A 26,341-nucleotide genomic window follows, 5' to 3' on the forward strand; every position below is an offset into this window, starting at 1 on the left:
CATGATCGTCCGTCCCGCCCTGCTCGCCCTCGCCTGCACCCTCGCCGCCGCCGCGGCCACGCTGCCCGTCGCCCAGGCGCGCCGCGCCACTCCGCCGGTCGCCCCGGCCGTCGACGTGCCGGCGATCCAGCATCCCGATGGCGAGACAGCGGCGTGGTGGTTCCGTGCCGGCGCCGCGCAGGCCGCCGCCCGCGGCGCGATGTCGGGCCGCGCGAAGAACGTCATCCTGTTCGTGGGCGACGGCATGAGCATCACCACCGTGGCCGCCGCCCGCATCCTGGACGGCCAGCGCAAGGGCGGCCCGGGCGAGGAGAACGCGCTGAGCTGGGAAGACTTCCCCGACACCGGCCTGAGCAAGACCTACAACACCGACACGCAGACGCCTGACTCCGCCGGCACGATGTCGGCGATGGCCACCGGCGTGAAGACCCGCAGCGGGGTGCTGAGCGTCGGCCAGGCACCGATGCGCGACGACTGCGCCGGCGCGCTCAAGGCGCCGATGCTGACGCTGTGGGAACTGGCGGCCGCCACCGGCCTGTCCACCGGAGTGGTGACCACCACCCGCATCACCCACGCCACCCCGGGCGCGACCTTCACCCACTCGCCCGACCGCAACTGGGAGAACGACGCCGAGCTGCCGGCCGCGGCCGCCGAAGCCGGCTGCACCGACATCGCCCGGCAGCTGGTCGAAACCCCGTTCGGCCACGGCCCCGACGTGCTGATGGGCGGCGGCCGCGGCAGCTTCATGCCGCCGACCCAGACCGATCCCGAATACGCCGACCAGGTCGGCCTGCGCCTGGACGGCCGCGACCTGGTCGCCGACTGGCAGCGCCGCCATCCCGATGGCCACTACGTCTGGAATGCCGCCCAGCTGGCCGCCGCGCCGAAGACCGGGCCGCTACTGGGCCTGTTCGAGCCCAGCCACATGCAGTTCGAGCACGACCGCGCACGGGACCGCGGCGGCGAGCCGTCGCTGGCGGAGATGACGACCGCGGCGATCGAGCGCCTGGGCCGCAACCGGCAGGGCTACGTGCTGCTGGTGGAAGGCGGCCGCATCGACCACGCGCACCACGGCGGCAACGCCTACCGCGCCCTCACCGACGCGATCGCGCTGAGCGAGGCCGTCGCCGCCGCGGCCAAGGCGACCTCCGCCGACGACACGCTGATCCTGGTCACCGCCGACCACGCCCACACCCTGACCTTCGCCGGCTACCCGGTGCGCGGCAACCCGATCCTGGGCAAGGTCCGCGGCAGCAGCGGCGAGGGCAGCAACCCGGCGGGCTTCGCCACCGACGCCACCGGCCTGCCCTACACCACCTTGAATTACGCCAACGGCCCGGGCTACGCCGGCGCCACCGACCAGCAGCCGGAAGGCCCGAAGTCGGCCGCACGCGAGGTCAGCGGCTTCCGCCAGGCCACCCAGGGCCGGCCGAAGCTGGGCGACGTCGACACCGAAGCGCCGGATTACCTGCAGGAAGCGATGATCCCGCTGTCGAACGAGACCCACGGCGGCGAGGATGTCGGCATCTGGGCCCGCGGCCCCGGTGCGTCGGCCGTGCGCGGCACGATCGAGCAGAACACGATCTTCCACATCCTGCTGCAGGCCACCCCGGCCCTGCGCGCGGCGCTGTGCGCGAAGAAGCTGTGCGACGCCAACGGCGTCCCGGTCACCCTGCCGGACCCGGCGGCGTTCCGGCGCTGATCGCCGACGCGGACGCTGCCCACACCCCTGGTAGAGCGGCCTTTAGGCCGCTGCCTTTCGCTTTCCGGAAAACCCGGAGCAGCGGCCCAAAGGCCGCCCTACCGGGCTTCGGCCTCAGAACGGCTTGGCCAGCACCAGATAGACGATCGCCACCAGCAGCAGCACCGGCAGCTCGTTGAGCAGCCGGAGCGTCTTCGCCGACGGCAGCGGCCGCCCCTTGTCCACACCCTTCAACCAGCGGCCGCTGACGATGAAGTACGCCAGCAGCAGGGCCACGAGGGTCAGCTTGGCGTGCAGCCAGCCGCCGGCCATGTGGAAGTGCAGCCACAACGCCAGCCCCGGGATCACCGCCAGCCCGAACATGATGTGGCCGAAGCGGTACAGCCGGCGGCCCATCAGCACCAGCCGCTCGCGCACCGCCGGCACGTCGCCGGCCTCGGCGATGTTCACCAGGATCCGCGGCAGGTAGAACACGGTCGCCATCCAGGCGATCACGAAGACGAGATGGAAGGTCTTGGTCCAGAAGTAGGCCTGCATGGGCGGGGCTCGGCTCGGATCGGGGGAGGCGGACAGTAGCAGATGGACCGGGCGCAAACATGAGAATCGCTCTCATCCGGTAATTTTGAACACACTGTTTGACACCCCGGGTCACCCGCGAACTGACCTCCGACGTCACTCGCCGTTCGTCGGAACCCGATCCGCGGGGCTCCGTGGACCGGAAATCCAGCCATTCATGAAATCGTTTCCGCAAAGTGCCGCCGCTCCGGCCTCGTCAATTATCTTGATCGCGCTGCTCCGGAAAGACGGGGAGGAAGATGGCACGCGGTTTGCTTTTAACCCATCGCCCCCAACCGAACGGAGCCCGCGATGTCGGCCGCCCTCAAAGTGATCGAAACCCCGAACCCGCAGGACGCGACCGCCCAGATGCAGACCCGCAACGAATGCCAGCAGACGCTGGAAGCCCTCGTCGCCCGCACGCCTGCCATCGTCTTCGCCTCGCTCGGTACGGTCGACGGCCGCAGCTTCGCCCATGCCGACGCCCCCGGCCGCCAGGCCAACGCGCCCCGCGCTGCCGCGATCATGAGCTCGCTGATGGGACTGGTCGAATCGTTCGGACGCGAGTCGCTCGACAGCACGGCCGAGTACAACAGCATCGCCACCGCGCACGGCTCGATCGTGCTGGTGCGGGTGCCTTCGAAGGCGAAGTTGCACACGCTCTGCATCTGCGCTGACGCCAGCGAGATCCTGGCGATGACCATCCGCGCCGCGCTCGATACCGCCGGACAACTCGCCGCGAAGATCGACGCTTCCCACTGACCCCCATCCGCGCCGCCACGCCGGACCCTCGCGGCCGGCACGGCGCCCGTAATGATTCCTATTGTCTGCAACATCCGCTTCCTCCGCATCCCGCACTTTCACCGACCCCTGAAGGAAACAAAGAAGATGGCCAAGATTTCGCTCGAACCCCTGCGCAACCTCGACGGCTACGTCGCTTCCGCCCTCGTCGACACCGAGAGCGGCATGCTGCTCGCCGGCGACGGCGCCGGCATCGACCTCGAACTCGCTGCCGCCGGCAATGCCGAAGTCGTCCGCGCCAAGCGCAAGGTCGCCAACGCGCTGAAGCTCAACGACACCATCGAGGACATCCTCATCAGCCTCACCAAGCAGTACCACGTGATCCGTCCGCTGGAGAGCAACCAGAAGCTGTTCCTGTACGTGGTGCTGGACCGCTCCAAGTCGAACCTCGCGATGGCGCGCCACGAGCTGCGCACGTTCGAAAAGGGCGTGGACTTCTCCTGATCCGGCGCCCGGATCCCCGCCGCGGGCGCAACACGCGCCCGCGGCGACCGCACCATCCCTTCCTTCTCTTCGCCCGTCGCCCATGACCCGCGCCGACATCGCCACCGCCGCGCTCGACGAACAGGCCGAACAGCGCATCCGCCTCGCCGCCACGCTGCTCGCGGCCTGGCGCATCACGGCGCGCGTGCGGGCCTGGGACGGCACGCGCTGCACGCTGCTGGTGGCGGACCTCGGCGATGCCTACGGGCGCCAGGCGTTCGCCCGTGCGCGATCGCGCGGCACGCCGGTGCTGGCCTTCGGCGCCACCGCAGCCGATCTCGGCCCGGGCGTCGTCGATGCGAACGAGGCCAGCCCCGCGCCCGCGCTGGCGCAGGCGCTGCGCGATCTGCTCGCCGTCGAAGCGACGGCCGGCACCGAAACCAATGAAACGGCCACCACCACCGCGCTGCCCGCGCTGTGCCGACTGGCCGATCCCGAATTCAACGGCCGCGCGGTGGATGCCCAGCTCAACGGCCGGCGCATCCGCATCCGCCCGGACACCGGGCGCGTGCATGCCGCGACGCTCAGCGACCTGCTGTCCGCGCGCGATTCGTTCGCCAGCGCGGACTGGACGCTGGCCGCCAGCGACGAAACGCCCGACGAGGACGGCGTGCACCGCAGCCTCGAAGCCTTCCTGCTGCAGGCCGCTTTCCACGGCCGCACGCAGTTGCCGGAGTTCCCGGCGGGCCGCCATCGCCTGAAGGACTGGCCCGACGTCGGCTCGGCGCCGGAACTGGTGGGCGCACTGAAAGTCGCGAAGGCGCTGATGCGGGCATCCGCCGGCGTCGACGAACTGACGAGGCTCTGCAACCTCGACCCGCGCGATGTCAACGCGACCTTGTGGGCGTATCGCGCCGCGAACCTGCTGGAACGGCAGGACGCGACGGCCGACGCCGCGGTCGCGCCCGCGCCCGCCCAGCCGGTCGGGACGTTCTCCGGCATGCTGGCGCGGATCGCCTCGCGCTTCGGCCTGGCCAGGGCCTGATCCCATGATCCAGCAGTACCGACAGGAGCGGCAGGGCCGCCCGCATGGCGCGGCCTGACGCCTTTTCACGGAGCGAGACGATCGTGTCATTCGAAAGCGCAAAACTCGTGTTCGCCGGCCCGGTCGGCGCCGGCAAGACCACGGCCATCCGGTCGTTGTCCGACGTCGCGCCGGTGTCCACCGAAATGCCGTTGACCGACGGCGCGATGGGCGAGAAGACCACGACCACCGTCGCGATGGATTTCTCGCCGGTGCTGCTGGACGACGGCACGCCGCTGCACATCTACGGCCTGCCCGGGCAGGAACATTTCGCGCACATGCGGCCGATCGTGATGGCCGGCGCGGTGGGCGTGATCGTGGTGCTGCCGGGCGACAGCCTGCGCATCGCGCTGGAATGCGAACACTGGATCCGCGCGATCCGCGACATCGACGCCGACGCCGGCCTGGTGATCGGCATCACCCGCACCGACCTCGTGCCCGCCTTCCGCATGGACGCCGTGCGCCAGGCCGTGCGCCGCTGCGGCCGGCCGATCCCGGTCTTCACCTTCGACGCCCGCGACCGCGAACAGACGGCGCACCTGGTCCGGGCCCTGCTGCTGTCGCTCGATTGAGCACCGCCGCGAACGCCGCCGCGCACGAACTGGTCGACGCCTTCGCGCAGGCGGGGCTGCCGCTGCATCCCACGCTGCGCGAAATGCTCGGCGAGCATCCGAGCCACCGCACCGAGCGCCGCGGGTGCGGCTACACGCAAGCCACGCGATTCCTGTCGACGTTCGTGAACCAGCCGCGCGATCCGGTCGCCGCGACCGACCTCGGCGTGTTCGACGACTGGCCGAAATCGCGTACCGAGACCCTTGCCGGTGCGCTGGTCGCCGCAGGCTGGCCGTCCGGCTGGCGCGGCCTCGACCGGGCCGATCCCGCGCTCATCGCATCGCTGCCGCAATCGCCGTTGCTGCAGTCGCTGGTCGCCCTGCCGGCACGGCTCGCCACCATCGCCGCATCACTGCGACTGGAGGAAAGCACGCTGCTGCTGCCGATCCTGCGCGATCTGCTGGTGCCCGCGGAAACCACCGCACCGGCGCTGCCGCCGATGCGCGAGAAGCCCGAGATCGGCAGTTGCTCACAGGCCGAGGAATTCTTCCTGGAGATCGCGCATGGCCGCGTGCGCCGCGGCGGCAAGGTCAACCTGTTCGTCGACGCCGATGGCCGCCCGCTGCTGGTCGAGAAGATGGCGCTGGGCGAATCGCATTCGGCGATGGCGGTGGCGCCGGTGTCGGTGTGCGGCGTGACCCTGCCGCCGGGCGCACTGTTCGCGCTGCGCTACGACGACGACGCGCCGGCGCTGCGTGCGATCCCGTGCGGCGCCGTGCACGCGCTCGACACCATCGCCGAAGCGCGCTTCCTGCGCCTGACCACGCTCGCGGTCGCGCCCGCGGTGCGGCGACGCGCCTTCAGCGCGCAGTTCGAGGCGCAGATCCGCGGCAACATGCTGTCGCCGCAGACCACGACGCTGGCCCATCTCCACGCCTTCGCCACGGAGCGGCTCGCCGCCGGCCAGGCAGGGTGACGATGCGCATTCCCGCCTGGTTCCGCGAGGACTACGCTCCCGGCGACGTGCCGCTGCTGGCACGGCTGGCGACGACGGCGCGCAAGCTCGAACGCCTGGGGCTGGTGGACTTGCGGCAGGCACCGCCGGCGACGCCGGACATGCTGGCCGGGCTGCACGACGCACGCTACCTCCACGCGTTCCTGCACGGCGAAGAACCGCTGGCGTCGCGCCAGGGCATCCCGTGGTCGCCGGCGGTGCGCGACGCCACGCTGGCGATGCTCGGCGGACAGCTGGCGGCGGTCGATGCCGCGCTGCGCGACGGCATCGCGATGAACATCGCGCGCGGCTTCCACCACGCCGTGCCGGAATCCGGCAGCGGCTACTGCCCGCTCAACGGCCTCGCGCTGGTGGCGCATGCGCATCCCGATCGCCGGGTGATGGTGATCGACTGCGACGAACACGGCGGCAACGGCACCGAGGAATTCGCCGCACGCCTGCCGAACCTGTTCAACGTCTCGATCTTCGGCACCCGCTTCGGCTGCCGCGGCGGCCAGCGCTCGTGGGCCTACCAGGTGCGCGTGGACGAAGACGGCTTCGATCGCTACCTCGACGCGCTGCGCGCGGCCGAGGCGCTGGTGGACGCGCACCGTCCGGACCTGCTGCTGTACCAGGCCGGCGCGGACTGCCACGAGGACGATCCCAAGAGCCGGGTCGGCCTGACCACGCGGCAACTGTTCCAGCGCGACCTCGCGGTGTTCCGCATCGCGCACGCACGCGGCATCCCGCTGGTGTTCGTGGTCGCCGGCGGCTACCAGGACGCCGAACGGGTGGCGCGTCTCAACGCCAATACGGTGCGTGCCGCGCGACGGGTCTGGTCCTGAGCGCGGGCGGGCGGGGATACTGGCCGCCCGCCTTCCCGAGCGCGCCCGATGTCCGCCCCGCTTCCTTCGACGCCGATGCCCGTCCTGTTCCTCGGCCACGGTTCGCCGATGAACGCGATCGAGGACAACGCCTGGTCGCGATCCTGGCGCGCACTGGGGCGCGAACTGCCGCGCCCGCGCGCGATCCTCTGCGTGTCCGCGCACTGGGAAACGCCCGGCCCGTGGCTGACCGGCAGCGCGACGCCGCCGACGATCCACGACTTCGGCGGCTTCCCGCAGGCGCTGTTCGACGTGCAGTGGCCGGCGCCGGGCGATCCCGCGCTGGCGCAGCGCGTGGTCGAGCTGCTGGGCGAGGACTTCGGCGCGCGCATCGATCCGCGTCGCGGGCTGGACCACGGCGCCTGGGCCGTGCTGCGGCCGATGTATCCCGACGCCGACGTGCCGGTGGTGCAACTGGGCATCGACAGCCGTCGCCCGGGCGCATGGCACGTGGCACTGGCACGGCGGTTGGCGCCGCTGCGCGACGACGGCGTGCTGGTGGTCGCCAGCGGCGACGTCGTCCACAACCTGCGCCTGTTCGATTGGCATGACCCGAGCGCACTGCCGTGGGCGCTGCGCTTCCGCGATCGCGTCAACGCGCTGATCCGCGAAGGCGACCTCGCCGCACTCGCCGACTGGCCCGCGCTGGGCGAGGATGCGCGGCTGTCGATCCCGACGCCCGAACACTACCTGCCGCTGCTCTACGCCCTCGCGCTGGCCCGCGACGGCGACGCGCTGCGGTTCTTCAACGATGACGTCACCGGCTCGCTGTCGATGACGTCCCTGCTGATCGGCCACGCATGAGCACGACGGACAAGCGCGACGGCAAGACCTACGACAAGCGCTACTTCGACCACTGGTACCGCCGTGCGGGCATCGGCGGCGCGCAGCGGCTCAAGCGCAAGGTCGCGCTGGCGGTGGCGACCGCCGAATACCACCTCGAACGCCCGATCCGCACCGTGCTGGACATCGGCTGCGGCGAAGGCGCGTGGCGCGCGCCGCTGCTCGCGCTGCGGCCGAAGGCGCAGTACCTCGGCTTCGACAGCAGCGAATACGCGATCCGGCGTTACGGCGCGCGCCGCGATCTGCACTTCGCGCGCTTCGGCGACTTCGCGCACCTGCGGCCCTGCCCGCCGGTCGATCTGCTGATTTGCAGCGACGTGATGCATTACCTGCCGACGCGCGAACTGACGCAGGGCCTGCCCGGGCTGACGGAACTCTGCGGCGGCGTGGCCTTCCTCGAAACCTTCGCGAAGGAAGACGAGACCGAAGGCGACGACGTCGGCTTCCAGCCGCGCCCGGCGCGCTTCTACCGCACGCGCTTCGCGGCACTGGGCTTCCGCTTCCTCGGCTCGCATTGCTGGCTGTCGCCCGCGTTGGCCGACCAGCCGGCGGCGCTGGAGGCGGCGCCGCGCTAGCACCGGCAGGCTTGCAGCCCGGTAGAGCGGCCTTCAGGCCGCTGCCTTTGCCATCGTCGCTCGATCAAGAGCAGCGGCCTGAAGGCCGCTCTACCGAGGACGCGGTGTCCCGGGTGTCTACCTCGTACGCTTCGCCGCTGACTTCTTCGTCGTCGACGTCTTCTTCGACACCGCCTTCGCCTCGGCGCGCAGCGCGGCCTCGCGCGCCAGCCGCGCCCACGGGGCCATGGCGTCGGCCGAGTCGAGGGCTTCGTCCGGCGGCGTCCAGTAGCTGGTCTCGACCTCGCGCTTGCCGTTGTCGTAGACGAACGGCCGGCCGCCGGCATCACGGAAACTGGCGCGACTCCCGGCATCGGTCTTGAGGTACAGCACGCCTTCGATCTCCAGCGCCACGATCCGCCCGTCGGCATAAAGCCCGGTGCCGCCGAACATCCGGCGCGCGTCGACCCGGCCCAATGCGGACAGCAGTTCCCGGTTCCAGGCGATGTCGTCATCACGGCTGGTCATGCCGCCAGACTAGCCGAACCGTGAAACTGAACGGGCCCCGGCGCGGCCGCGATCGGGTATGCTGCGGCGCAACATGCCGGGTATCCGGCACTGCGCCCTCCCGACCGGAGCTTCGTCGATGCTGCTGTACCAGATGCACGAACTGAGCCGCGCCTGGATGGCGCCGATGACCTACTGGGCGGAAGCCAACGCCCGCATGTTCTCGGCGCCGGGCAGTTGGCTGTCCACGCTGCCGTACGCACCGCGCGTCGCCGCCGGCTACGAACTGCTGTACCGCATCGGCAAGGACTACGAGAAGCCGAAGTTCGGCATCCACGCCGTCGAGAAGAGCGGCCGCACCTGCCCGGTGGTCGAACGCGAGGCCCTGCGCACGCCGTTCTGCCGGCTGCTGCGCTTCAAGCGTTTCTCCGACGAGACCGACGGTGTGGTCGACCTGAAGGACGACCCGACCGTGCTGGTGGTGGCGCCGCTGTCGGGCCACCACTCGACCCTGCTGCGCGACACCGTGCAGACGCTGCTGCGGGACCACAAGGTGTTCATCACCGACTGGATCGACGCGCGCATGGTGCCGAAGGACGCCGGCGCGTTCACGCTGGACGACTACGTCGCCACGATCGAGAACTTCATCCGCCACATCGGCGCCGACAAGCTGCACGTCATCAGCGTGTGCCAGCCGACCGTGCCGGTGCTGGCGGCGGTGTCGCTGATGGCAGCGCGCGGCGAGCCCACGCCGCGTTCGCTGGTGATGATGGGCGGCCCGATCGACAGCCGCGAATCGCCGACGGCGGTGAACAACCTCGCCACGCAGAAACCGCTGTGGTGGTTCGAGCAGAACGTGATCCACACCGTGCCGGCGAACTATCCGGGCGGTGGTCGCCAGGTGTATCCGGGCTTCCTGCAGCACCTCGGCTTCATCGCGATGAATCCCGAACGCCACGTGATGTCGCACTGGGACTTCTACCAGGACCTGGTGAAGGGCGACCTCGACGACGCCGACGCGCACCGCCGTTTCTACGACGAATACAACGCGGTGCTGGACATGCCCGCGGAGTACTACCTCGACACCATCCGCGTGGTGTTCCAGGAACACCTGCTGCCGCGCGGCCTGTGGGACGTGCGCGGCGAGCGCGTCGTGCCGGGCGCCATCAAGGACACTGCGCTGATGACGATCGAGGGCGAGCTGGACGACATCGCCGGCCTCGGCCAGACCCGCGCCGCGCACCGGCTGTGCACCGGCATCCCCGAGGCGAACCGCGTCCACCTCACCGCGCAGGGCGCGGGCCACTACGGCATCTTCAGCGGCCGCCGCTGGCGCGAGCAGGTCTATCCGCAGGTCCGCGACTTCATCGCCCGCCAGGACGCCCCGGCCACCGCAGCCCCGGAAAAAACGGCCGCTGGAAAGCCCGCGCGACTGCGGGTCGTCGGGCAGCCACCGGTCGCCTGATGCGATGGCGCGCGGCTGAGCCGTCGCCTTCCGCGGAACGCGAAAAAGCCGGCACACGCGCCGGCTTTTTCGTGGGAATGGCCATGGCCCGTGACGGGATCACGCTGCCGACAACTTGACCAGCAGGTGCTTGGCGAACTGGCCGTGCAGGTAGCCGATGCCGCGGGCGATGTGCAGGGTGACGAACAGCAGCAGGAAGCCCAGCACGAACACCAGCGGCAGCGCGGCGTAGCCGAGCGAGGTGCCGAGCACGCCATCGTGCACGCCCAGCAGCATCCAGCCGTCGAGATCCGTGCTGACCTGCGCATGGCCCAACCACACGGTGACCGGCGCGGTGATGAAGGCGATCGACACGCTCAGCAGCGTCACCGCGATCGTGAAGTACACGATGCCCATCGGCATCAGCAGCAGGAAATACAGCTGCGTGGTCCACGTGCGCGGGTCGGTGAACATCTCGCCGATGCGCTTGAGCCACGGCTTGCCGCGCTCGGCGTACAGCGGCCGCCGCGGCATGCGTTCGCCGAGCATCGTCTCCACGATCCGGCCCTCGACCAGCGACAGCACGCGCACCGAGCCGAAGTACAGGATCACGAACGGCACGCCGATGATCAGCACCGCGAGGCCCGCCGACAGCGACAGGCCGGTGACCACCCAGGTGAAGTAGAAGATGCCGGTCGCCATCGACAGCAGCATGTAGAACAGCGCCGCGTAGGTGCGCGGCTCGGCGATCACGCCGAAGAAGCGCCCGGGCAGCGAACGCCGCGGCTTCGTGACCGGCGGCCGCAGCGCGGTCTGCACCTTCACCTCGGTGTCGCGGTAGATGTCGGCGACTTCCTCCGGCGCGCCGTAGCTGGAGGCGACCTGCGCGATCACCTCCGCCTCGCTCAGCGACGGATGCTCGGCCATCTCCGAGCGCAGGTATTCCTCGGCGTCGTACAGCGCGTCCTGGATCAGCGCCGGGTCGGCCCCGGCCAGCGAACGCCGCAGGTGTTCGAGGTATTCGGGAATGTTCGCCGGCAGCTTCGGCTGCACGGCGGGCTGCGCGGACGTGTTCATGACAGGCTCCCCTTCAGGACGGAATCGACGGAATCTCGGGTGGCGCTCCACGCCTCGGACCAGGCGCGCAGGACGTCGCGGCCGAACGGCGTGATGCAGTAGTAGCGGCGCGGCGGCCCGCTGATCGAGGGCTCGACCTCGCTGGACAGCAGGCCGGCGGCCTCCAGGTTGCGCAGCACCGGGTAGAGCGCGCTCTGCTTGCCGCTCAGCACGCCCTCGCCGAAGCGTTCCAGCGTCTTGGCGATCTGGTAGCCGTACATCGGCTCGGCGGCCGCGGCGAGCACGCCCAGCAACGCCAGCGACACGGTGCCCGCGGACAACTCCTTCTGGAATTTCCGGAACAGCGCCTCGGCGGGGCCTTCGACGGGTTCGGGTTCGATGGGTTCGACGGCGGTCATGGGGACACCTGCTTGGGTCGAAACGATGGATAGGTTGGACGAAATACTATTCACGACTTCGTAATAGAGAATGTGCCGGAGGTCATCCGGGCCATCGGTCATGGTCCGCCCCGGCACCGGGCGGCTGGCCCGCGCGGGGGTTCTCGGCCAGAATCCCGCGACGCCTTCGAGGAATCCCGCTGCCGTGAGCCCGTCCCGCCGTCTGCCTGCCCTTCTGCCTTCCGTGCTGCTGTCCTCTGCGCTGCTGCTCGCCTGCACCCTGTCCGCAGGCGCGCAGGCACCCGCGTCGCCTGCCGCCCCGTCGCGCACGATGTCCGCGATCCTCGAAGGCTCGAAGCCGTCCGACTGGCGCGCACTGGACCCGGCGCGCACGCTCTATCTCGATCTCGACGCCGGCCGGGTGGTGATCGAACTGGCGCCGGAATTCGCGCCCGCCCACGTCGCCAACATCCGCGCGCTGGCGAAGGGCGGCTACTGGAACGGACTGAGCATCAACCGCGTGCAGGACAATTTCGTCGTGCAGTGGGGCGACCCGTCGGAAGACGACGCCACCCGTCGCCCGCTGCCCAAGGGCGCGAAGGCGAAGCTGCCGGCCGAGTTCACCCGCAGCGAACGCAACATCCTCTTCACCCGGCTGCCCGACGTGGACGGCTGGGCGCGGCAGGTCGGCTTCAGCGACGGCTTCCCGGTCGGCGTGGACACCACCGACGGCACCGCCTGGCTGGCGCACTGCTACGGCGTGGTCGGCGCCGGGCGCTCGAACGACGCCGATTCCAGCAACGCGACCGAGCTGTACGTGGTCATCGGCCAATCGCCGCGCCAGCTCGACCGCAACATGAGCATGGTCGGCCGCGTCGTGCAGGGCATGGAGCTGCTCAGCGCCCTGCCCCGCGGCGTCGGCCCGCTCGGCTTCTACGCCGATCCCGCCCAGCGCGTGACCATCCGCGCCGCGCGCATGGCCTCCGACCTCAAGCCGGCCGAACGCCTGAAACTGCAGGTCCTGCGCACCGACACCCCGCTGTTCGCCGAACTGGTCGAAGCCCGCCGCAACCGCCGCGACGACTTCTACAAGCGCCCCGCCGGCCACATCGACCTGTGCAACGTGCCACTGCCGTCGCGCATCGCGCCGGAGCCGGCGCCGGCTGCGGGGAAGCCGAAGCGCTGAAGAGAAGCTGCTCGCATGATTCCTTGGGAAGTGACGACCTCGTCGTCACTTCCCGACGGCCTTCGTGGCGCGCGCCGTTAGATTGTCGAGGACATCCGGCACGAAGCGCTCCGCCCATCCGGACACGAACGACCAGATCGCCAGCTTTGCGATATCCCAATGCGGTCCGCTGGAAAAGGTCGCGGCCTTTGTCGCTTTCTGCAACTCATCCACATTAGATGGACGTCCGTTCGGCAAGAAATTGAGCCCATCCCACCAAGCTGCACCAAAATTCGGGAAAAAGTCGGCCGTGACAACCCCCGATCGCAGAATGAGCATGAAGATCAGGGCAAAGGACGCCCCCAGGACCGGCGCGACCCAAATCGAAAAGCCGCTTTTTTCGAGATTCAACCAGTTGATCAAGGGATCCGTACGGATATCGACGGAGTACAACCGGATGATCGTGCTCACGGCAGCACCCCAGGCCCCCATGGTCACGGAAACCCGAATGCCTTCCGGGATGGAAATCCCCCAACCGTAGTATCGTGAGGCCCACCATGCGACAAGGAAAAGCACGAACATCACAAGAGGGAAGTACAGAACACGTAGTGCGTGAAGAGACCTGACCTCCTCGACGGAGGTCACCAGAGAGTAACGACGGTAGAGACGCCCACAAAGCGCGCGCAACTCATCCTGCAAGGCACTTTTCTGCACCTGAGCAAGATCCTGGACGAACATGTGCTGGATCTCGGCATAAGCCGATTCGGTATAGAACTCGCGCAACATTTCGCGATAGAAGGCAATCCTTATCCGCAGCTCGGTTTCGTTGAGATTGTTGATGAGTCGCATCTCCTTCCGATAGGCGTCGGATGCATCGTGCGCCGGCTCCGCAACTTGGCCGTTGGCAGACACGGCATCCGAAGCCGCATCGCCCGGCCTCTCCGGAGCATACATATCGATTTCCTGATCGATCTGACGGCACAGCGCGTTCATGATTTCGTGACTGGAACCGAACAGGCGCATGGAAGCTCCTAACGAGAGGTTGGAACACATCTGGTACTGCCGAATTCGACCATCCGCCAATCCAGACCGGCAAGCGACTGGCCTAAGATGAGACCGGACCGATCCCGGACATCGCATGCGCATCGCCCTGCTCGCCGACCTGCATGCCAACCGCGAGGCGGGCGAGGCTTGTCTCGCGAAACTGCGGCGGATCGGGTTCGACCGGGTGGTGGTGCTGGGCGACATCGTCGGCTACGGCGGCGATCCCGGCTGGGCCGTGGACACCGTGCAGGGGCTGGTCGAGGCCGGCGGCGCGGCGGTGCTGGGCAACCACGACGAAGCCGTCGTGCGCACCGCGCAGGCGGACGCGACCGCACAGCGGCACGCGCATGCGCAGGCGGCGATCGCGTGGACCCGCGACCACCTGAGCGACGCGCAACGGGCGTTCCTCACGAACCTGCCCGCGTCGATCGAGGACGGCGATCGCCTCTACGTCCACGCCAACGCGTGGGCGCCGCTGCAATGGGGCTATGTCGCCAACACGATGGCGGCCGCGCAGAGCCTCGCCGCCACCCGCCAGCGCGTCACTTTCTGCGGACACGTGCACGAGCCGGCGCTGTACCACTCGCAGCCGGGCGGCGGCGCGCGCCATTTCGCGCCCACGCCGGGCGTCGCCATGCCGCTGATCGCCAGCCGCCGCTGGCTGGCGGTGCCGGGCTCGTGCGGACAGCCGCGCGACGGCAATCCGGCCGCCTGCTGCGCGCTCTACGACGACGTCCGCGGCACGCTCACGATGCTGCGCGTGGCCTACGACCATCACGCCGCGGCCGCCAGGATCACCGCCGCAGGCCTCCCCGAATCGCTCGCACGCCGTTTGCTGGAGGGTCGCTGACATGCCGGTTCCGCTGACACCCGGACTCGTGATCGACGGTTTCGAGCTGGTCACGCCGCTGCACGAAGGCGGCATGGCCACGCTCTGGCGCGTGACCCATCCCGAGCATGCGTTCCCGCTGCTGATGAAGCTCGCGCGCGTCGGCTACGGCGAGGCCGCGACGCAGATCGTCGGCTTCGAGGTGGAGCGGATGATCCTGCCGACGCTGCGCGGCGCGCACGTGCCGCGCTTCGTCGCCGCCGGCGATTACCACGACCAGCCGTGGCTGGTGATGGAACATCTCGCAGGCGAGACGCTGCGGCCGCTGCTCGACCAGGCGCCGCTGCCGCCGGCGCAGGTGGCCGAACTCGGCGCGCTGGCCGCGACCGCGATCCACGCGCTGCACCAGCAGGACACCATCCATCTCGACATCAAGCCGAGCAACCTGCTGCGCCGGCCGGAAGGCAGCGTCGCGCTGATCGACTTCGGCCTGTCGCACCACGCGCACCTGCCGGACCTGCTGGCCGAACAGTTCCGCGTGCCGATCGGCACCGCGCCGTACATCGCGCCGGAGCAGGTGCTGGGCGTGCGCGACGATCCGCGCAGCGACCTGTTCGCGCTCGGCGTGACGCTGTACCACCTCGCCACCGGCGAGCGTCCGTTCGGCAATCCGGGCAGCGAGGCGGGCCTGCGTCGCCGGCTGTATCGCGACCCGGTGCCGCCGCGCGCGATCCGCCCCGACATCCCGCGCTGGTTGCAGGAAACGATCCTGCGCTGCCTCGAACCCGACCCCGACGCGCGCCACGCGACCGCCGCGCAACTCGCGCACGACCTGCAGCATCCCGAGCAGGTCGTGCTGACCGCACGCGCCGACCGCAGCCATCGCGACGGCCGGCTGACGGTGATGAAGCGCTGGTGGCGCAACCTCGGCCGCGACCGCGACCCGCGCCACGCAGTGTCGACGCACCTGGAGGAAGCGCCACTGCTGATGGTGGCGGTCGACCTCAAGCACGAGGACGCGGCCCTGTGCGCCGCGCTGCGCGGCAACGTGCAGCGCATCGTGTCCACCTTCCCGCATTCGCGGCTGGCCTGCGTGACGGTGATGAAGACCGCGCGCATCGGCCTCGACAGCAACCTCGACGCCGAAGGCCGCAACCGCCACGTGAAGCGCCTGATCGCGCTGCGCGACTGGATCCGCCCGCTCGGCCTCGACGAACACCGCGTCACCGTGCACGTGCTCGAACACAGCGACCCCGCGCACGCGCTGCTGGACTACGCCCGCGACAACGGCGTCGACCATCTCGTGATGGGCGCGCGCGGCGTGACCGGCATGCGTCGCATCCTCGGCAGCGTCTCCGCGCACGTGGTCGCGGAAGCGCCGTGCACGGTCACGGTGGTGCGCGCTCCCGCGCGCGAGGACACAACCGAGGTGTAAGGCGCGCCGCGTGCGTCGCGACGCGCCGGTGCTGCGGAAGGTGTCGCGTCAGGCCTTCAGTCTCGCCAGCGCGTATTCCCGGTAGCCCGCGACGGACTCGAAGCCGACCGACTCCATGAACCCGACGCCGTTGGCGTACTGCCCCGAAAAATCCGTGAAGTCGGCGGGAATCTCCGCGCAGATCGACCCGTTCGGCCCGTTGAAGGTGCCGTCCTCGAACCACGGCGTGGCCATGCCCGACAGCGGATGGCCCAGCAGCGGATTCTGGATGCCGGCGTAGCCGCGCACGATCGGGATGTCGACGAGGTCGCCCGCGCTGCCGATGCGCGCCGGGAACGCCTGCGGATAGCGCAGTTCGAGTTGGCCCTGGATGAAGATCGCCTCCCAGCCACCGTCCTTCGGCGTCAGGAAATAACCGTAGGACAGCGCCGGGCTGTCGTTCATCGCGCCCTGCACGAAGCCGGCGCCGGTGAACGCCTGCCCGTTGGCGAGGTTGTGGTACTGCCACACCCAGCCGTTGTACGGCAGCGGATCCTCGGTGAAAGGCACCGGATGCACGGCACCGTCGGGATTCTCCAGACTGGCCATCATCACTTCATGGTCGATCCAGCCGGTGCCCGTGCCGGGCACGAGGGTGTAGGCCAGACCGTCCACCGTGATCGTGCCTTCGACGCACAGCTGCGGCCAGCTGTAGTACACGCCGGGCGTCGGCACGGGCGTGAGCCCGGTGCCGCCGGCGGCGACGCCGCTCGTCTTCGGCACGCCCTGCAGGAAGAACGCGGTGGCGGCCTGCGTCGCGGCATTCGGCGTGAGCGTGATGTCGACCTGCATGTGCTCGCCATCGTCCACCTTCACCGACAGCGGCAGCACGTCGAGCGGGCCGCTGAGCACGTCGTTGCCGCAGACGTAGCGGAACGCGCTGTCGCCGGGCTGGCTGAAGTCGGCGGTGCCGCCCTTCGCCGGCCACTGCACGTTGGGACGACGGCGATGGATCGCGCGCTGGCCCGGTCCCTTGTCGACGACCACCGTCACCAGATTCGTCACCACCGTGGCATCGAGCGCCGACCAGCCCGCCGCCTTCTGTGCATCGACGCCGACTGCGCGCAGCTTCTCCATCGACAGCAGCAGCGCCATCCGCCCGGTGTCGCCGTTGGCGTCGACGACGTTCATGTGGCAGCCCACCCAGTACCACTCCAGCCCCATGTCCGCATGCACGTGGTGGTCGTCCGGGAACGACAGTGCATACGACGCCGTCGGCGCGACGCTGCCGACGCTGCCGGCACGCCCGAGCAGCGTGTTGAGCGTCCACAGCAGCGCGCCGGGATCGGCGGCATCGTCCAGCCGCCCCGCGGCCTCGTGGATCGCGGCGAAATCGGGGATCTGCAACCGCTGCCCGGTGCCGGGATCGGTGATGGCGTTGACCGCCGCCAGCACGTCCTGCAGGTGGGCCTGCACCACGGGTGCGACCGTATGACTGTGGCTCATGGTTTCGTTCCTTGAAGAGAAAGGTCCCGGCCGACGTCGCGGCCCCCTGTGACGATCGCGACGCGATCACAGGCACAGCCTAGCGCACGAGGCCGTGCATCCGCATGACGCGCCCGCACATGCGCGTCGCGATCACTCCTGCGCGGCGCGGCGCCGGCGCAGGAACCGCCACGCGCGACGCAGCAGCCAGATTCCGACAACCAGCGCCAGCAGCACGGGCACCAGTGCCGCGACCACCTTGATCACGCCGGCCGTGCTTGCGGCCATCACGCGACCGGAATCGCGGAACGCTTCGGCGACGTCGTTGCGGCCGGCCTCGCCGTTCGGCGGCAGGAAGTCGATCGACAGCAGCTGCGTCTCGATGCGGCGCTTGTGCTCGGCGCCTTCGCGCTCGGCCTGCGCCAATTCCGATTCGACGTTCGACAGCTGTTCCGACAGCGCGATCATGTCCGCGACCTTGAGGTCGCTGCGGCCCTGGAATTCCAGCAGCCGCGCATGCTCCTTGCGCAAGCGGTCCTGGCGCAGCGTGTTGTCGCGCACCTCGGTGGAGAGATCCTCGGCGCGGGTGCTGCGGTCGGCGATCTCGCCGCCGTCGCCCGCAGCGCGGATGAGCGGATCGATCGCCTTCGCTTCCGCCCGCACGCGGATCGAGGCGCGGGCGTAGCGGCCGCCATTCTCGCTCACCGCAAGCACCAGGCAGGCGCCGTGCGTGCGGCGCTCGCAGGCCTCGCGCACGGCCTTCACGTGCGCCGGGATGCGCTCGGCGTCCATGCGCACGGTGACGTCGTGCTCGTAGGCCAGCATCGCCTCCTCGGCGGAACGACCCGGCCGCATGACGCTGTAGTCGGCCGCAGGCATCTCGCTGCGCGTGGTCATTTCACGCGCCAGATGCTCCACGCCCATCTGTTTCAGTGCCTCCGCGGAATTGCCGTCCGAGGAGGCATCCGCGGCAGGCGCTGCCTCGGCGGCCGCGTAAGCGGCTGCGGCAGCTGCCGCAGCATCGGCATCGTCGCCGCCACGACTGCACGCCGTCGACAGCAGTGCGAGGGACAACAGGATCGGCAGCATCGAACGCCGCATGGCGTGAACCTCCACGGGGAAAGCCACCAAACTACCCGCAGGCGCTGCGACGGTCAAAAAGAAACGGGCCGCCCGGAGGCGGCCCGTCGTGTCGCATCGAATCGATATCGCGTCCGGTCAGAAGTCCTGGCTGAACTTGATGCCGAAGGTCCGCGGCTGCGCGCCGACGATGTACGGCTCGGCACCGCAGACCGCGATCGCGCATTCGGTGCGGACGTTGTACTGCGCGCTGTCGTTCAGCAGGTTCTTGACGTAGAAATCCACCGACCAGTTGTTCTTGCGAACGCCCAGGCCGATGTCGGTCATGCTGTACGACGGCAGGTCGCCGAGGATGTCGCGCTCGACGGTGCGCAGGTCGGAGGTGCGACGGCCCTCGGCCACCACGGCCGCCTGCCAGTACGCTTCGTACGACCCGATGTCGAAGGTGTAGCGCGCGGTGAAGTTGCCCTTGTAGTCCGGGGTGATCGGCAGGCGGGTGCCCTTCGGCGCCTGCAGGTCGGCCGGATCGCACGAGGTGACCGGATTGCCGTTGGTGTCGACCTGGCCGCAGTAGTTCTCGGTCAGTTCGGCGTCATAGATGCCGAGGCCGGCCGACAGCCGCAGGTTGTAGGTCGCGGCCCAGTTCACGTCCATTTCCAGGCCCTGGATGCGCGCCTGGTTGGCGTTGCGGATCTCGGTCAGGCCGTTCTGGCCGATCACCGGGAACTGGAAGTCGTCCCAGATCTGGCGGAACGCCGCACCGTTGAACGTCAGCCGGTTGTCCAGCCACGAGGTCTTCCAGCCGATCTCGTAGTTGGTCAGGAACTCGGTGATGTACGGCGGCAGCGTGCCGCGACGGTTGATGCCGCCCGGACGGTAGCCTTCCGACCACGTGATGTACGCCATCTTGCCCGGCGCGAACTTCCACGACAGGTTGGCCTTGCCGAGGGTGTCGTTCTCGGTGACCTTCTTGTCGAACACGGTGCACGGCGCGCCGTGGAACGACGGCCACTGCGCCGGGTCGGCGCCGTAGCGCACGATGCACGCCGCTTCACCGTAGCGGTTCTCCGGCGCCTGGCTGCCCTGCGAGGAATAGCCGTTGGCGAAACCGAAGAAGCCCTTCAGCGAATTGTTGGCGCGGAAGTGGCGGAAGCCGACGGTGCCGGTGAGCTTGTCGGTGAAGTCGAACGCGAGTTCGCCGAAGACGGCTTCGTCGCGGTCGTTGCGCTTCTGCTTGGTCAGCCAGATCGTGTCTTCCCAGCCGCGCACGGACAGGAGGCTGGCAAGGCCGTCGATCTTGTAGCGCTGCTGGATGTCGTGCGACTGGTCCATGTAGTACAGGCCGGCGACGAAACGCAGGCGCTGGTCCTGCGGCGAGGCAATGCGCAGCTCGTGGCTGGTCTTGCCGTAGCGGTCCTTGGCCTGGATGTACTGCGCCGGGTTGATCAGGTCGCCGCTGTCGTCGTAGAAGTACGCGCCGTAGCCGGCCAGCGTGTCGTACCAGTAGCCGTAGTCGCTGTAGTCGGATTCGCTGTCGACGTCGCGCTTGAGGTGGGCGAAGGCGTAGGTCAGGTCGAAGTTGCCGATCTTGCCCTGCACGGTCAGCGCGGCCTGTGCCCAACGGTCTTCCGAGGATTCCGGATAGGCGTGGCTGATCTTGTTCTCGCCGAAGGTGCGGTCGTAGGCGAAGCTGCCGTCGGTGGTCTGGCGCTGGCCCATGATCATCGGGCTGATCGTCCAGTTCTCGTTGAGATCGAACTTCAGGCCGAAGCGGGCACCGGCGGTGTCGGTGTCGTTGTAGTTGTCCTCGACCCGGTTCGCGTTGTTCTGGGTGATGCCGGAGGTCGGGAAGGTGCGCTCGCTGTAGACGTTGTCGATCCAGCCGGCGTCGTGCTTCTGCCAGCCCACCGCGCGGATCGCGGTGCGATCGGACAGCGGCACGTTGACGAAGCCTTCGACCACGTGGCCCCAGCCGCCGCCGTCGATCGCGTTCGCCTCGACGCCGTAGCCGGCGGCGAAACCGCTGGTGTCGGGCTTGCGGGTGATCAGGCGCAGCGTGCCGGATTCGGAGCTGGCGCCGTACAGCGTGCCCTGCGGGCCGGACAGCGCTTCGACGCGCTCGATGTCGTAGACGTGCAGGTCGAGCGCGCCCTGGATCGTCGTGATCGGCTGTTCGTCGAGGTAGATGCCGACGCTGGGCAGCGGACCGGAATGGTTGCCGTCGCCGCCGCTGACCGCGCCGCGCATGTAGACCTGGCCGAAGCCCGGGCCGTTGGGCGTGATCGACACGCTCGGCAGCAGCTTGGCGTAGTCCTCGAAGTCGGCGACATGCATCTCGTCGAGCTGCTGCGCGCCGATGACGTTCAGGCTGATCGGCACGTCCTGCGCGTTCTCGGTGCGCTTCTGCGCGGTGACGGTGATGGTCTCCAGCGACGGATTGCCGTCCTTGCCGGCGTCCTGCTGCTGGGCCAGCGCGGTGCCGGCGAAACCGACGCCGGCGAACGCGGCGTAGATGGCGAGGGTCAGCGGAAGCCGGGCAGGTGCGCGGCGTTCGCGGGAACCTCGTGGGTGGTGCTGGTGGTGCATCGGACTCTCCCCGTGTGGTGGAACGATCGGATGGAAGCGGTTCTGGTCTGCGAAACGGTTCTGGAAGCGGAAACGACAGGCACTGGAACGAAAATGGTGATCGCGCGACGGATCATCCTCCGCCGCGCGCGACGGGATCGCCGGGTGCAGGCGCGAACGACGGCACGTCGGGATAGGCGTCGAGCACCGGGCCCAGCGCGTTCTCCAGCGACCCGAGCCACGGCGCGTAATGCCGCCACTGCTCCAGCCCGTCGCGATTGATCGGGCGACGCACCTGTTCGGAACTGGCGGTGCGCACCGGGCGATCGTTCTCGAAGAAGCGCAGGCAGGCGTCGTCGAACGGCAGGCCGCAGTAGTCGAGCAGGCGGCGGACCTCGCCCTCGGTGTCGTCGACGAGCCGTTCGTGGATCACGCGATGCACGCGGTTCGGGCGCCCGAGCGCGGCGAACACCGCGTCGAAATGCGCCATCAGTTCGACGTAGTCGCGGTAGTAGCGGCCGATGTCGTCAAGGCTGTAGCTGAAGTTCTGGCCGCGGGCGAAATGCTGCTTGAAACCGGAGAAGCAGCAGGCCATCGGATGCCTGCGCGCATCGATGATCTTCGCGTTCGGCAGCATCAGGTGGATCAGGCCCAGATGCAGGAAGTTGTTCGGCATCTTGTCGATGAACAGCGGCGCGCCAGTCTTGCGCTGCACGCGGGTCCGTTCGAGGTATTGCCGGCCCAGTTCGGCGAACGCGGCGGGATCGAGCCCGACGACGACATCGTGGTAACTGCCGCCATCCTCGGCGCTGCGGCGCAGCGCGCGGGTCAGCGCGATCACCTCCGGCAACTCCATCGTGCCTTCGACCGCCGGATGGCTGGAGAGGATCTGCTCCAGCAGCGTCGAACCCGAGCGCGGCAGGCCGACGATGAAGATCGGATCGGGCGACGGATCGCCGGCATCGGCGCGTTCGGAGAAGAAGTCGGGCGTATAGATCGCCTTCGCGCGCGCCACGCGCTGCGTGGTGTCGGCGGCGCGGTACGGCAGCATCGACAGGCGGCGCGCGTTGCCGTCGGCGTAGTGCACGAACGAGTCTGCGTAGGCCTTGCGGTCTTCCAGCGCCTTGCCCAGCGCGAAATCGAAATGCAGGCGATGCTCGTCGGCGAGGTCGGTGCGCGCCAGCTGCGCGCGCATCGCGTCGAGGTCGGCGTCGTCGAAGCGCACGGTCTTGAGGTTGGCGAGGCTCCAGTACGCCTCGCCGAAGCCCGGGTCGAGCGCGAGGCTGCGGCGGTACGCGGCCACGGCCTCGTCCTGGCGGCCCGCGGTCTTCAGCGCGTGGCCCTGGCTCATCCACACCCGCGCGTTGTCGGGAAACTGTTCGAGCAGGCCGGCGTACAGCGCGATGCCTTCGGCGTAGTCGCCCAGCCGGCACAGGATCGCGGCCTTCAGCGTGCGGCTGCCCGGATGCGTCGGATCGTCGGCGAGCAGCAGGTTCAGTTGTTCCAGCGCGTGCTCGGACTGCTGGTCGCGATGCAGCACCAGCGCATAGTGCTGGCGCGCCTCGCGGAAACCGGGCGCGAGGTCGAGGCAGCGTTCGAGCAGTTGCAGCGCTTCCTCGGTGCGGCCGATGCGCACCGCCAGTTCGGCGAGCATGCGCAGCGCGCCGATGTCGGTGGGCCGCTGCTTCAGCCACGCGCGGAGGCGGGTCTCGGCCTCGGGCAGGCGCCCGGCGGCGAGCGCGTCACCGGCCTGCAGCAGGCGCGGGTCGCGCACGGACTGGCGCAGGTAGGCGAGATAGGCGTCGTTGGCACCGACGCGATCGCCGGCCGCATGACGCAGGTCGGCCAGCGCGAGTCGCGCCTGGGCGAGATCCGGGCGCAGCGCCAGCGCCCGACGCAGCGCGGCCTCGGCTTCGTCGCCGCGACCGAGCGCAGACAACGCCACGCCGAGTTCGTACTGGGCGAGCGCGGTGCGCGGCGCCTCGCGCAGCAGCGACTCCAGCAGCGCCACCGCGGCGTCGGCCCGGCCGCACAGGCGATGCGCGGTCGCCCGCATCAATCGCGCGGCGGGATGCCCGGGCACCGCGCGCAGGATCTCGTCCGCCAACACGCCGGCCGCTTCGGGATCGCTGCCGAGCAGGCGCGAGGCGCGATCGAGGGCGGCATCGAGGCTGGCGACGGGTGCGGACAACGGGATTCCCGGGGTGGTGGCGGCGAAGAACGGGGGTGTCGCGGGCGCCCGGCTTTCCCCGCCGGACGCATGCGGGCATACGTCGCCGCAATGTACGCCGTGCCCGCGCGCCACGTCCAGCCGCGCCCCGGCATGTCCGCGCCGGGCATGAAAAAGTCCGCGCCACGCTCTAGCATGCGGCCATGTCAGACACCCGCGACGACGACGCCCCGATCCGCCCCTACGACAAGCCCGCCGGCGGCTGGGACGCACTGCGCGCCTCGTGGCAGGCGCTGCGCCGGCAGGACGCCGTGCTGCGCGGGCCCGGCACCCTGCTCCGCACCAACCAGCCCGCGGGCTTCGACTGCCCCGGCTGCGCCTGGCCCGACCGCAACCCGCACTCGACCTTCGAGTTCTGCGAGAACGGGGTCAAGGCGGTCGCCAACGAAGCCACCTCCAAACGCATCGGCGCCGCGTTCTTCGCCGAGCATCCGGTGTCGTGGCTGGCCGAACAGGACGATGCCTTCCTCGAAGCCCAGGGCCGGCTGACCGAGCCGCTGGCCTACGACCCCGCGACCGACCGCTACGTGCCGATCGCGTGGGACGCGGCGTTCGCGAAGATCGCCGCTGCGCTCAATGCCCTCGCCTCGCCCGACGAAGCGCTGTTCTACACCTCGGGCCGCACCTCGAACGAGGCCGCGTTCCTGTACCAGCTGTTCGTGCGCGCCTACGGCACCAACAACCTGCCCGACTGCTCGAACATGTGCCACGAGCCGTCCGGCGTCGCGCTGATCGAGCAGCTCGGCAGCGGCAAGGGCTCGGTGACGCTGGACGATTTCGAGCGCGCCGACGCGATCTTCGTGTTCGGCCAGAACCCCGGCACCAACCATCCGCGGATGCTCGGCGAACTGCGCCGCGCGGCGAAGCGCGGCTGCCGCATCGTCGCCTTCAATCCGCTGCGCGAACGCGGGCTCGAGCGCTTCACCGATCCGCAGTCGCCGGCCGAAATGCTCGGCGGCGGTTCGACGCCGCTGGCCACGCTGTACCTGCAACCGCGCATCGGCGGCGATCTCGCCGCGGCACTGGGCATGGCGAAGGTGCTGATCGAACGCAGCGACGCCGGTGATGACCCGCACGCGATCGACCACGCCTTCATCGACGCCAACACGCTGGACTACGACGCCTTCGCCGACCTCGTCCGCGGCACCGCGTGGCCGGCGATCGAACGCGCGTCGGGCCTGCCACGCGCGAAGATCGAGGAAGCGGCCGAGGTGCTGCGCGCCAGCCGCGCCACCATCCTGTGCTGGGGCATGGGCATCACCCAGCACCGGCGCGGCGTCGCCACCATCCAGACGCTGGTGAACCTGCTGCTGCTCCGCGGCGACATCGGCAAGCCCGGCGCCGGCCCGTGCCCGGTGCGCGGGCATTCCAACGTGCAGGGCGACCGCACGATGGGCATCTACGAGAAGCCGGCACCGGCGTTCCTCGATCGCCTCGCCGCCGAGTTCGGCTTCGAGCCGCCGCGCGCCGACGGTCATGACACGGTCGCCGCGATCGAAGCGATGCGCGACGGCCGCGCGCAGGTGTTCTTCGCGATGGGCGGCAATTTCGCCGCGGCCACGCCGGACACCGCGCTCGTGCACGCCGCGCTGCGCCGCTGCGCGCTGACCGTGCAGGTCAGCACCAAGCTCAACCGCTCGCACGTGATCCACGGCCGCGAGGCGCTGATCCTGCCCTGCCTCGGCCGCACCGAGATCGACGTGCAGGCCACCGGGCTGCAGGCGGTCACGGTCGAGGATTCGATGAGCATGGTGCACCTGTCGTCGGGCATGAACGCGCCGGCATCGCCGCAATTGTTGTCGGAGCCGCGCATCGTCGCCCGGCTCGCGGAAGCCACGCTGCCCGGAAGCGATATCCCGTGGCGCGAATTGGCGGACGACTACGACCGCATCCGCGACCGCATCGCGCGGGTCGTGCCCGGCTTCGAGGACTTCAACGCCCGCGTCCGAGTTCCGGGCGGCTTCCACCTGCATCATCCGAACCGCGAGCGCACGTTCCCGACGCCGTCGGGCAAGGCGCGGTTCTTCGCGCATCCGCTCCAAGATGCGACGAGCCACACGGCCGCCGGAACGACGAACGACACGCCGCTGCTGCAGCTGATGACCGTGCGCTCGCACGACCAGTACAACACCACGGTGTACGGCCTCGACGACCGCTACCGCGGCGTGCACGGCCTGCGCCGCGTGTGTTTCATCGCGCAGGCCGATCTCGACGCGCAGGGCTTCGCCGACGGCGACCACGTTGACCTGGTGTCGGTGTGGCACGACGGCGAACGCGTGGCGCCGGATTTCCGGCTGGTCGCCTACGACCTGCCAACGGGCTGCCTCGCCGCGTATTTCCCCGAGACCAACGCGCTGGTGCCGCTGGACCACCACGCCGAGCGCGCGCGCACACCGGCATCGAAGTCGATCCCGGTGCGGCTGCGTCGCGCGACGACATCCGTCGACGCAGGATGAGCGAGGAAGCGGCGCTCGCGCTGCTGCAGCTGCTCGCGCAGGAAGGCGAGGTGTCGCAGCCGCGCTCGGCGCGACGCCTCGGCCTCGGCGCCAGCGAACTGCAACGCCTGCTGGTCGCGCTCGGCGACGATCCGCGCTTCGACGGCCTCGATCTGGTCGCCACGCGCACCGAGGCGCATCGCAGCGGCGAGCGCACGCTGCTGCGCCTCACGCCCCGCGGGCAGGCGCTGTGCGCGGACGCGAATGGCGTCGCGCCGCACGGGGACGCGACGTGAC

Annotated in this window: 24 protein-coding genes; 15 read left to right on the plus strand and 9 right to left on the minus strand. The window is 69.6% G+C overall.

The features are described 5' to 3' along the window. Position 1 precedes the first annotated feature (1 nt). A complete protein-coding gene (locus ACT53R_RS06385; RefSeq protein ID WP_476171009.1) occupies positions 2-1,702 on the plus strand; it encodes an alkaline phosphatase in 1,701 nt (566 codons plus the stop codon). 114 nt (positions 1,703-1,816) lie between these two features. On the opposite strand, the gene ACT53R_RS06390 is transcribed toward ACT53R_RS06385, so the two are convergent. Beyond that, a complete protein-coding gene (locus ACT53R_RS06390) occupies positions 1,817-2,239 on the minus strand; it encodes a CopD family protein (protein ID WP_476171010.1) in 423 nt (140 codons plus the stop codon). Between the two features lie 330 nt (positions 2,240-2,569). Between ACT53R_RS06390 and ACT53R_RS06395 the strand changes: the two genes are divergently transcribed. The 8 genes from ACT53R_RS06395 to ACT53R_RS06430 all read left to right on the plus strand — a co-directional run bounded on the left by ACT53R_RS06395 (position 2,570) and on the right by ACT53R_RS06430 (position 8,413). Further along, on the plus strand, positions 2,570-3,019 hold the full coding sequence (locus tag ACT53R_RS06395; protein WP_476171011.1) for a roadblock/LC7 domain-containing protein: 450 nt from the start codon (positions 2,570-2,572) through the stop codon (positions 3,017-3,019). Between the two features lie 126 nt (positions 3,020-3,145). Continuing rightward, positions 3,146-3,502, plus strand: coding sequence for a roadblock/LC7 domain-containing protein (locus tag ACT53R_RS06400; RefSeq protein ID WP_476171012.1), 357 nt, complete (start codon positions 3,146-3,148; stop codon positions 3,500-3,502). A gap of 82 nt (positions 3,503-3,584) precedes the next feature. Then, complete coding sequence (locus ACT53R_RS06405) at positions 3,585-4,526, plus strand: hypothetical protein (protein WP_476171013.1); 942 nt, start codon at positions 3,585-3,587, stop codon at positions 4,524-4,526. An 83-nt stretch (positions 4,527-4,609) separates the two neighbouring features. Further along, entirely contained in the window at positions 4,610-5,137 is a 528-nt protein-coding gene (locus ACT53R_RS06410; RefSeq protein WP_476171014.1) for a GTP-binding protein, read from the plus strand. After that, entirely contained in the window at positions 5,134-6,093 is a 960-nt protein-coding gene (locus ACT53R_RS06415) for a hypothetical protein (protein ID WP_476171015.1), read from the plus strand. Before ACT53R_RS06410 ends, ACT53R_RS06415 begins: the two co-directional genes overlap by 4 nt. Positions 6,094-6,095: 2 nt before the next feature. Beyond that, complete coding sequence (locus tag ACT53R_RS06420; protein ID WP_476171016.1) at positions 6,096-6,956, plus strand: arginase family protein; 861 nt, start codon at positions 6,096-6,098, stop codon at positions 6,954-6,956. Between the two features lie 48 nt (positions 6,957-7,004). Beyond that, the gene (gene ygiD / locus ACT53R_RS06425; protein WP_476171017.1) at positions 7,005-7,799 is read left to right on the plus strand and encodes a 4,5-DOPA-extradiol-dioxygenase; all 795 of its coding nucleotides are present in this window, start codon (positions 7,005-7,007) and stop codon (positions 7,797-7,799) included. After that, on the plus strand, positions 7,796-8,413 hold the full coding sequence (locus ACT53R_RS06430; protein ID WP_476171018.1) for a methyltransferase: 618 nt from the start codon (positions 7,796-7,798) through the stop codon (positions 8,411-8,413). Before ygiD ends, ACT53R_RS06430 begins: the two co-directional genes overlap by 4 nt. A 117-nt stretch (positions 8,414-8,530) precedes the next feature. Here ACT53R_RS06430 and ACT53R_RS06435 read toward each other — a convergent pair whose 3' ends face one another. Next, complete coding sequence (locus ACT53R_RS06435) at positions 8,531-8,920, minus strand: TfoX/Sxy family protein (RefSeq protein WP_476171019.1); 390 nt, start codon at positions 8,918-8,920, stop codon at positions 8,531-8,533. Between the two features lie 118 nt (positions 8,921-9,038). On the opposite strand from ACT53R_RS06435, the gene ACT53R_RS06440 reads away from it, so the two are divergent. Continuing rightward, entirely contained in the window at positions 9,039-10,364 is a 1,326-nt protein-coding gene (locus tag ACT53R_RS06440) for a polyhydroxyalkanoate depolymerase (RefSeq protein ID WP_476171020.1), read from the plus strand. 99 nt (positions 10,365-10,463) lie between these two features. Here ACT53R_RS06440 and ACT53R_RS06445 read toward each other — a convergent pair whose 3' ends face one another. Together ACT53R_RS06445 and ACT53R_RS06450 are read right to left on the minus strand one after the other, a co-directional pair. Further along, positions 10,464-11,420, minus strand: coding sequence for a sensor domain-containing protein (locus tag ACT53R_RS06445; RefSeq protein ID WP_476171021.1), 957 nt, complete (start codon positions 11,418-11,420; stop codon positions 10,464-10,466). Then, positions 11,417-11,818, minus strand: a complete 402-nt coding sequence (locus ACT53R_RS06450; protein ID WP_476171022.1) for a PadR family transcriptional regulator — start codon at positions 11,816-11,818, stop codon at positions 11,417-11,419. The genes ACT53R_RS06445 and ACT53R_RS06450 overlap by 4 nt, the downstream gene beginning before the upstream one ends. 184 nt (positions 11,819-12,002) lie before the next feature. Here ACT53R_RS06450 and ACT53R_RS06455 point away from each other — a divergent pair, with 184 nt between their 5' ends. Continuing rightward, positions 12,003-12,983 (plus strand): peptidylprolyl isomerase, encoded by a 981-nt coding sequence (locus tag ACT53R_RS06455; RefSeq protein WP_476171023.1) that lies wholly within the window; start codon positions 12,003-12,005, stop codon positions 12,981-12,983. Positions 12,984-13,028: 45 nt separating this feature from the next. Here ACT53R_RS06455 and ACT53R_RS06460 read toward each other — a convergent pair whose 3' ends face one another. Next, positions 13,029-13,985 (minus strand): hypothetical protein, encoded by a 957-nt coding sequence (locus ACT53R_RS06460; protein WP_476171024.1) that lies wholly within the window; start codon positions 13,983-13,985, stop codon positions 13,029-13,031. A 115-nt stretch (positions 13,986-14,100) separates the two neighbouring features. On the opposite strand from ACT53R_RS06460, the gene ACT53R_RS06465 reads away from it, so the two are divergent. Beyond that, on the plus strand, positions 14,101-14,856 hold the full coding sequence (locus tag ACT53R_RS06465; RefSeq protein WP_476171025.1) for a metallophosphoesterase family protein: 756 nt from the start codon (positions 14,101-14,103) through the stop codon (positions 14,854-14,856). A 1-nt stretch (position 14,857) separates the two neighbouring features. Continuing rightward, on the plus strand, positions 14,858-16,270 hold the full coding sequence (locus ACT53R_RS06470; protein ID WP_476171026.1) for a serine/threonine protein kinase: 1,413 nt from the start codon (positions 14,858-14,860) through the stop codon (positions 16,268-16,270). Between the two features lie 48 nt (positions 16,271-16,318). Here ACT53R_RS06470 and ACT53R_RS06475 read toward each other — a convergent pair whose 3' ends face one another. From ACT53R_RS06475 to ACT53R_RS06490, 4 genes are all read right to left on the minus strand, one after another. Next, on the minus strand, positions 16,319-17,755 hold the full coding sequence (locus tag ACT53R_RS06475) for a hypothetical protein (RefSeq protein WP_476171027.1): 1,437 nt from the start codon (positions 17,753-17,755) through the stop codon (positions 16,319-16,321). Between the two features lie 132 nt (positions 17,756-17,887). Next, entirely contained in the window at positions 17,888-18,835 is a 948-nt protein-coding gene (locus tag ACT53R_RS06480; protein WP_476171028.1) for a DUF4349 domain-containing protein, read from the minus strand. A gap of 117 nt (positions 18,836-18,952) precedes the next feature. Further along, positions 18,953-21,400: a TonB-dependent receptor gene (locus ACT53R_RS06485; protein WP_476171029.1), complete on the minus strand. Its 2,448-nt coding sequence runs from the start codon at positions 21,398-21,400 to the stop codon at positions 18,953-18,955. 112 nt (positions 21,401-21,512) lie between these two features. Then, a complete protein-coding gene (locus ACT53R_RS06490) occupies positions 21,513-23,570 on the minus strand; it encodes a tetratricopeptide repeat-containing sulfotransferase family protein (protein WP_476171030.1) in 2,058 nt (685 codons plus the stop codon). A gap of 182 nt (positions 23,571-23,752) precedes the next feature. Here ACT53R_RS06490 and ACT53R_RS06495 point away from each other — a divergent pair, with 182 nt between their 5' ends. After that, positions 23,753-26,065, plus strand: a complete 2,313-nt coding sequence (locus ACT53R_RS06495) for an FdhF/YdeP family oxidoreductase (protein WP_476171031.1) — start codon at positions 23,753-23,755, stop codon at positions 26,063-26,065. Continuing rightward, positions 26,062-26,340 carry a hypothetical protein gene (locus ACT53R_RS06500; protein ID WP_476171032.1) on the plus strand — a complete coding sequence of 93 codons (279 nt, stop codon included), beginning with the start codon at positions 26,062-26,064 and terminating at the stop codon, positions 26,338-26,340. The genes ACT53R_RS06495 and ACT53R_RS06500 overlap by 4 nt, the downstream gene beginning before the upstream one ends. Position 26,341 lies beyond the last annotated feature (1 nt).

Source organism: Lysobacter sp. DMC104, from assembly GCF_056313665.1.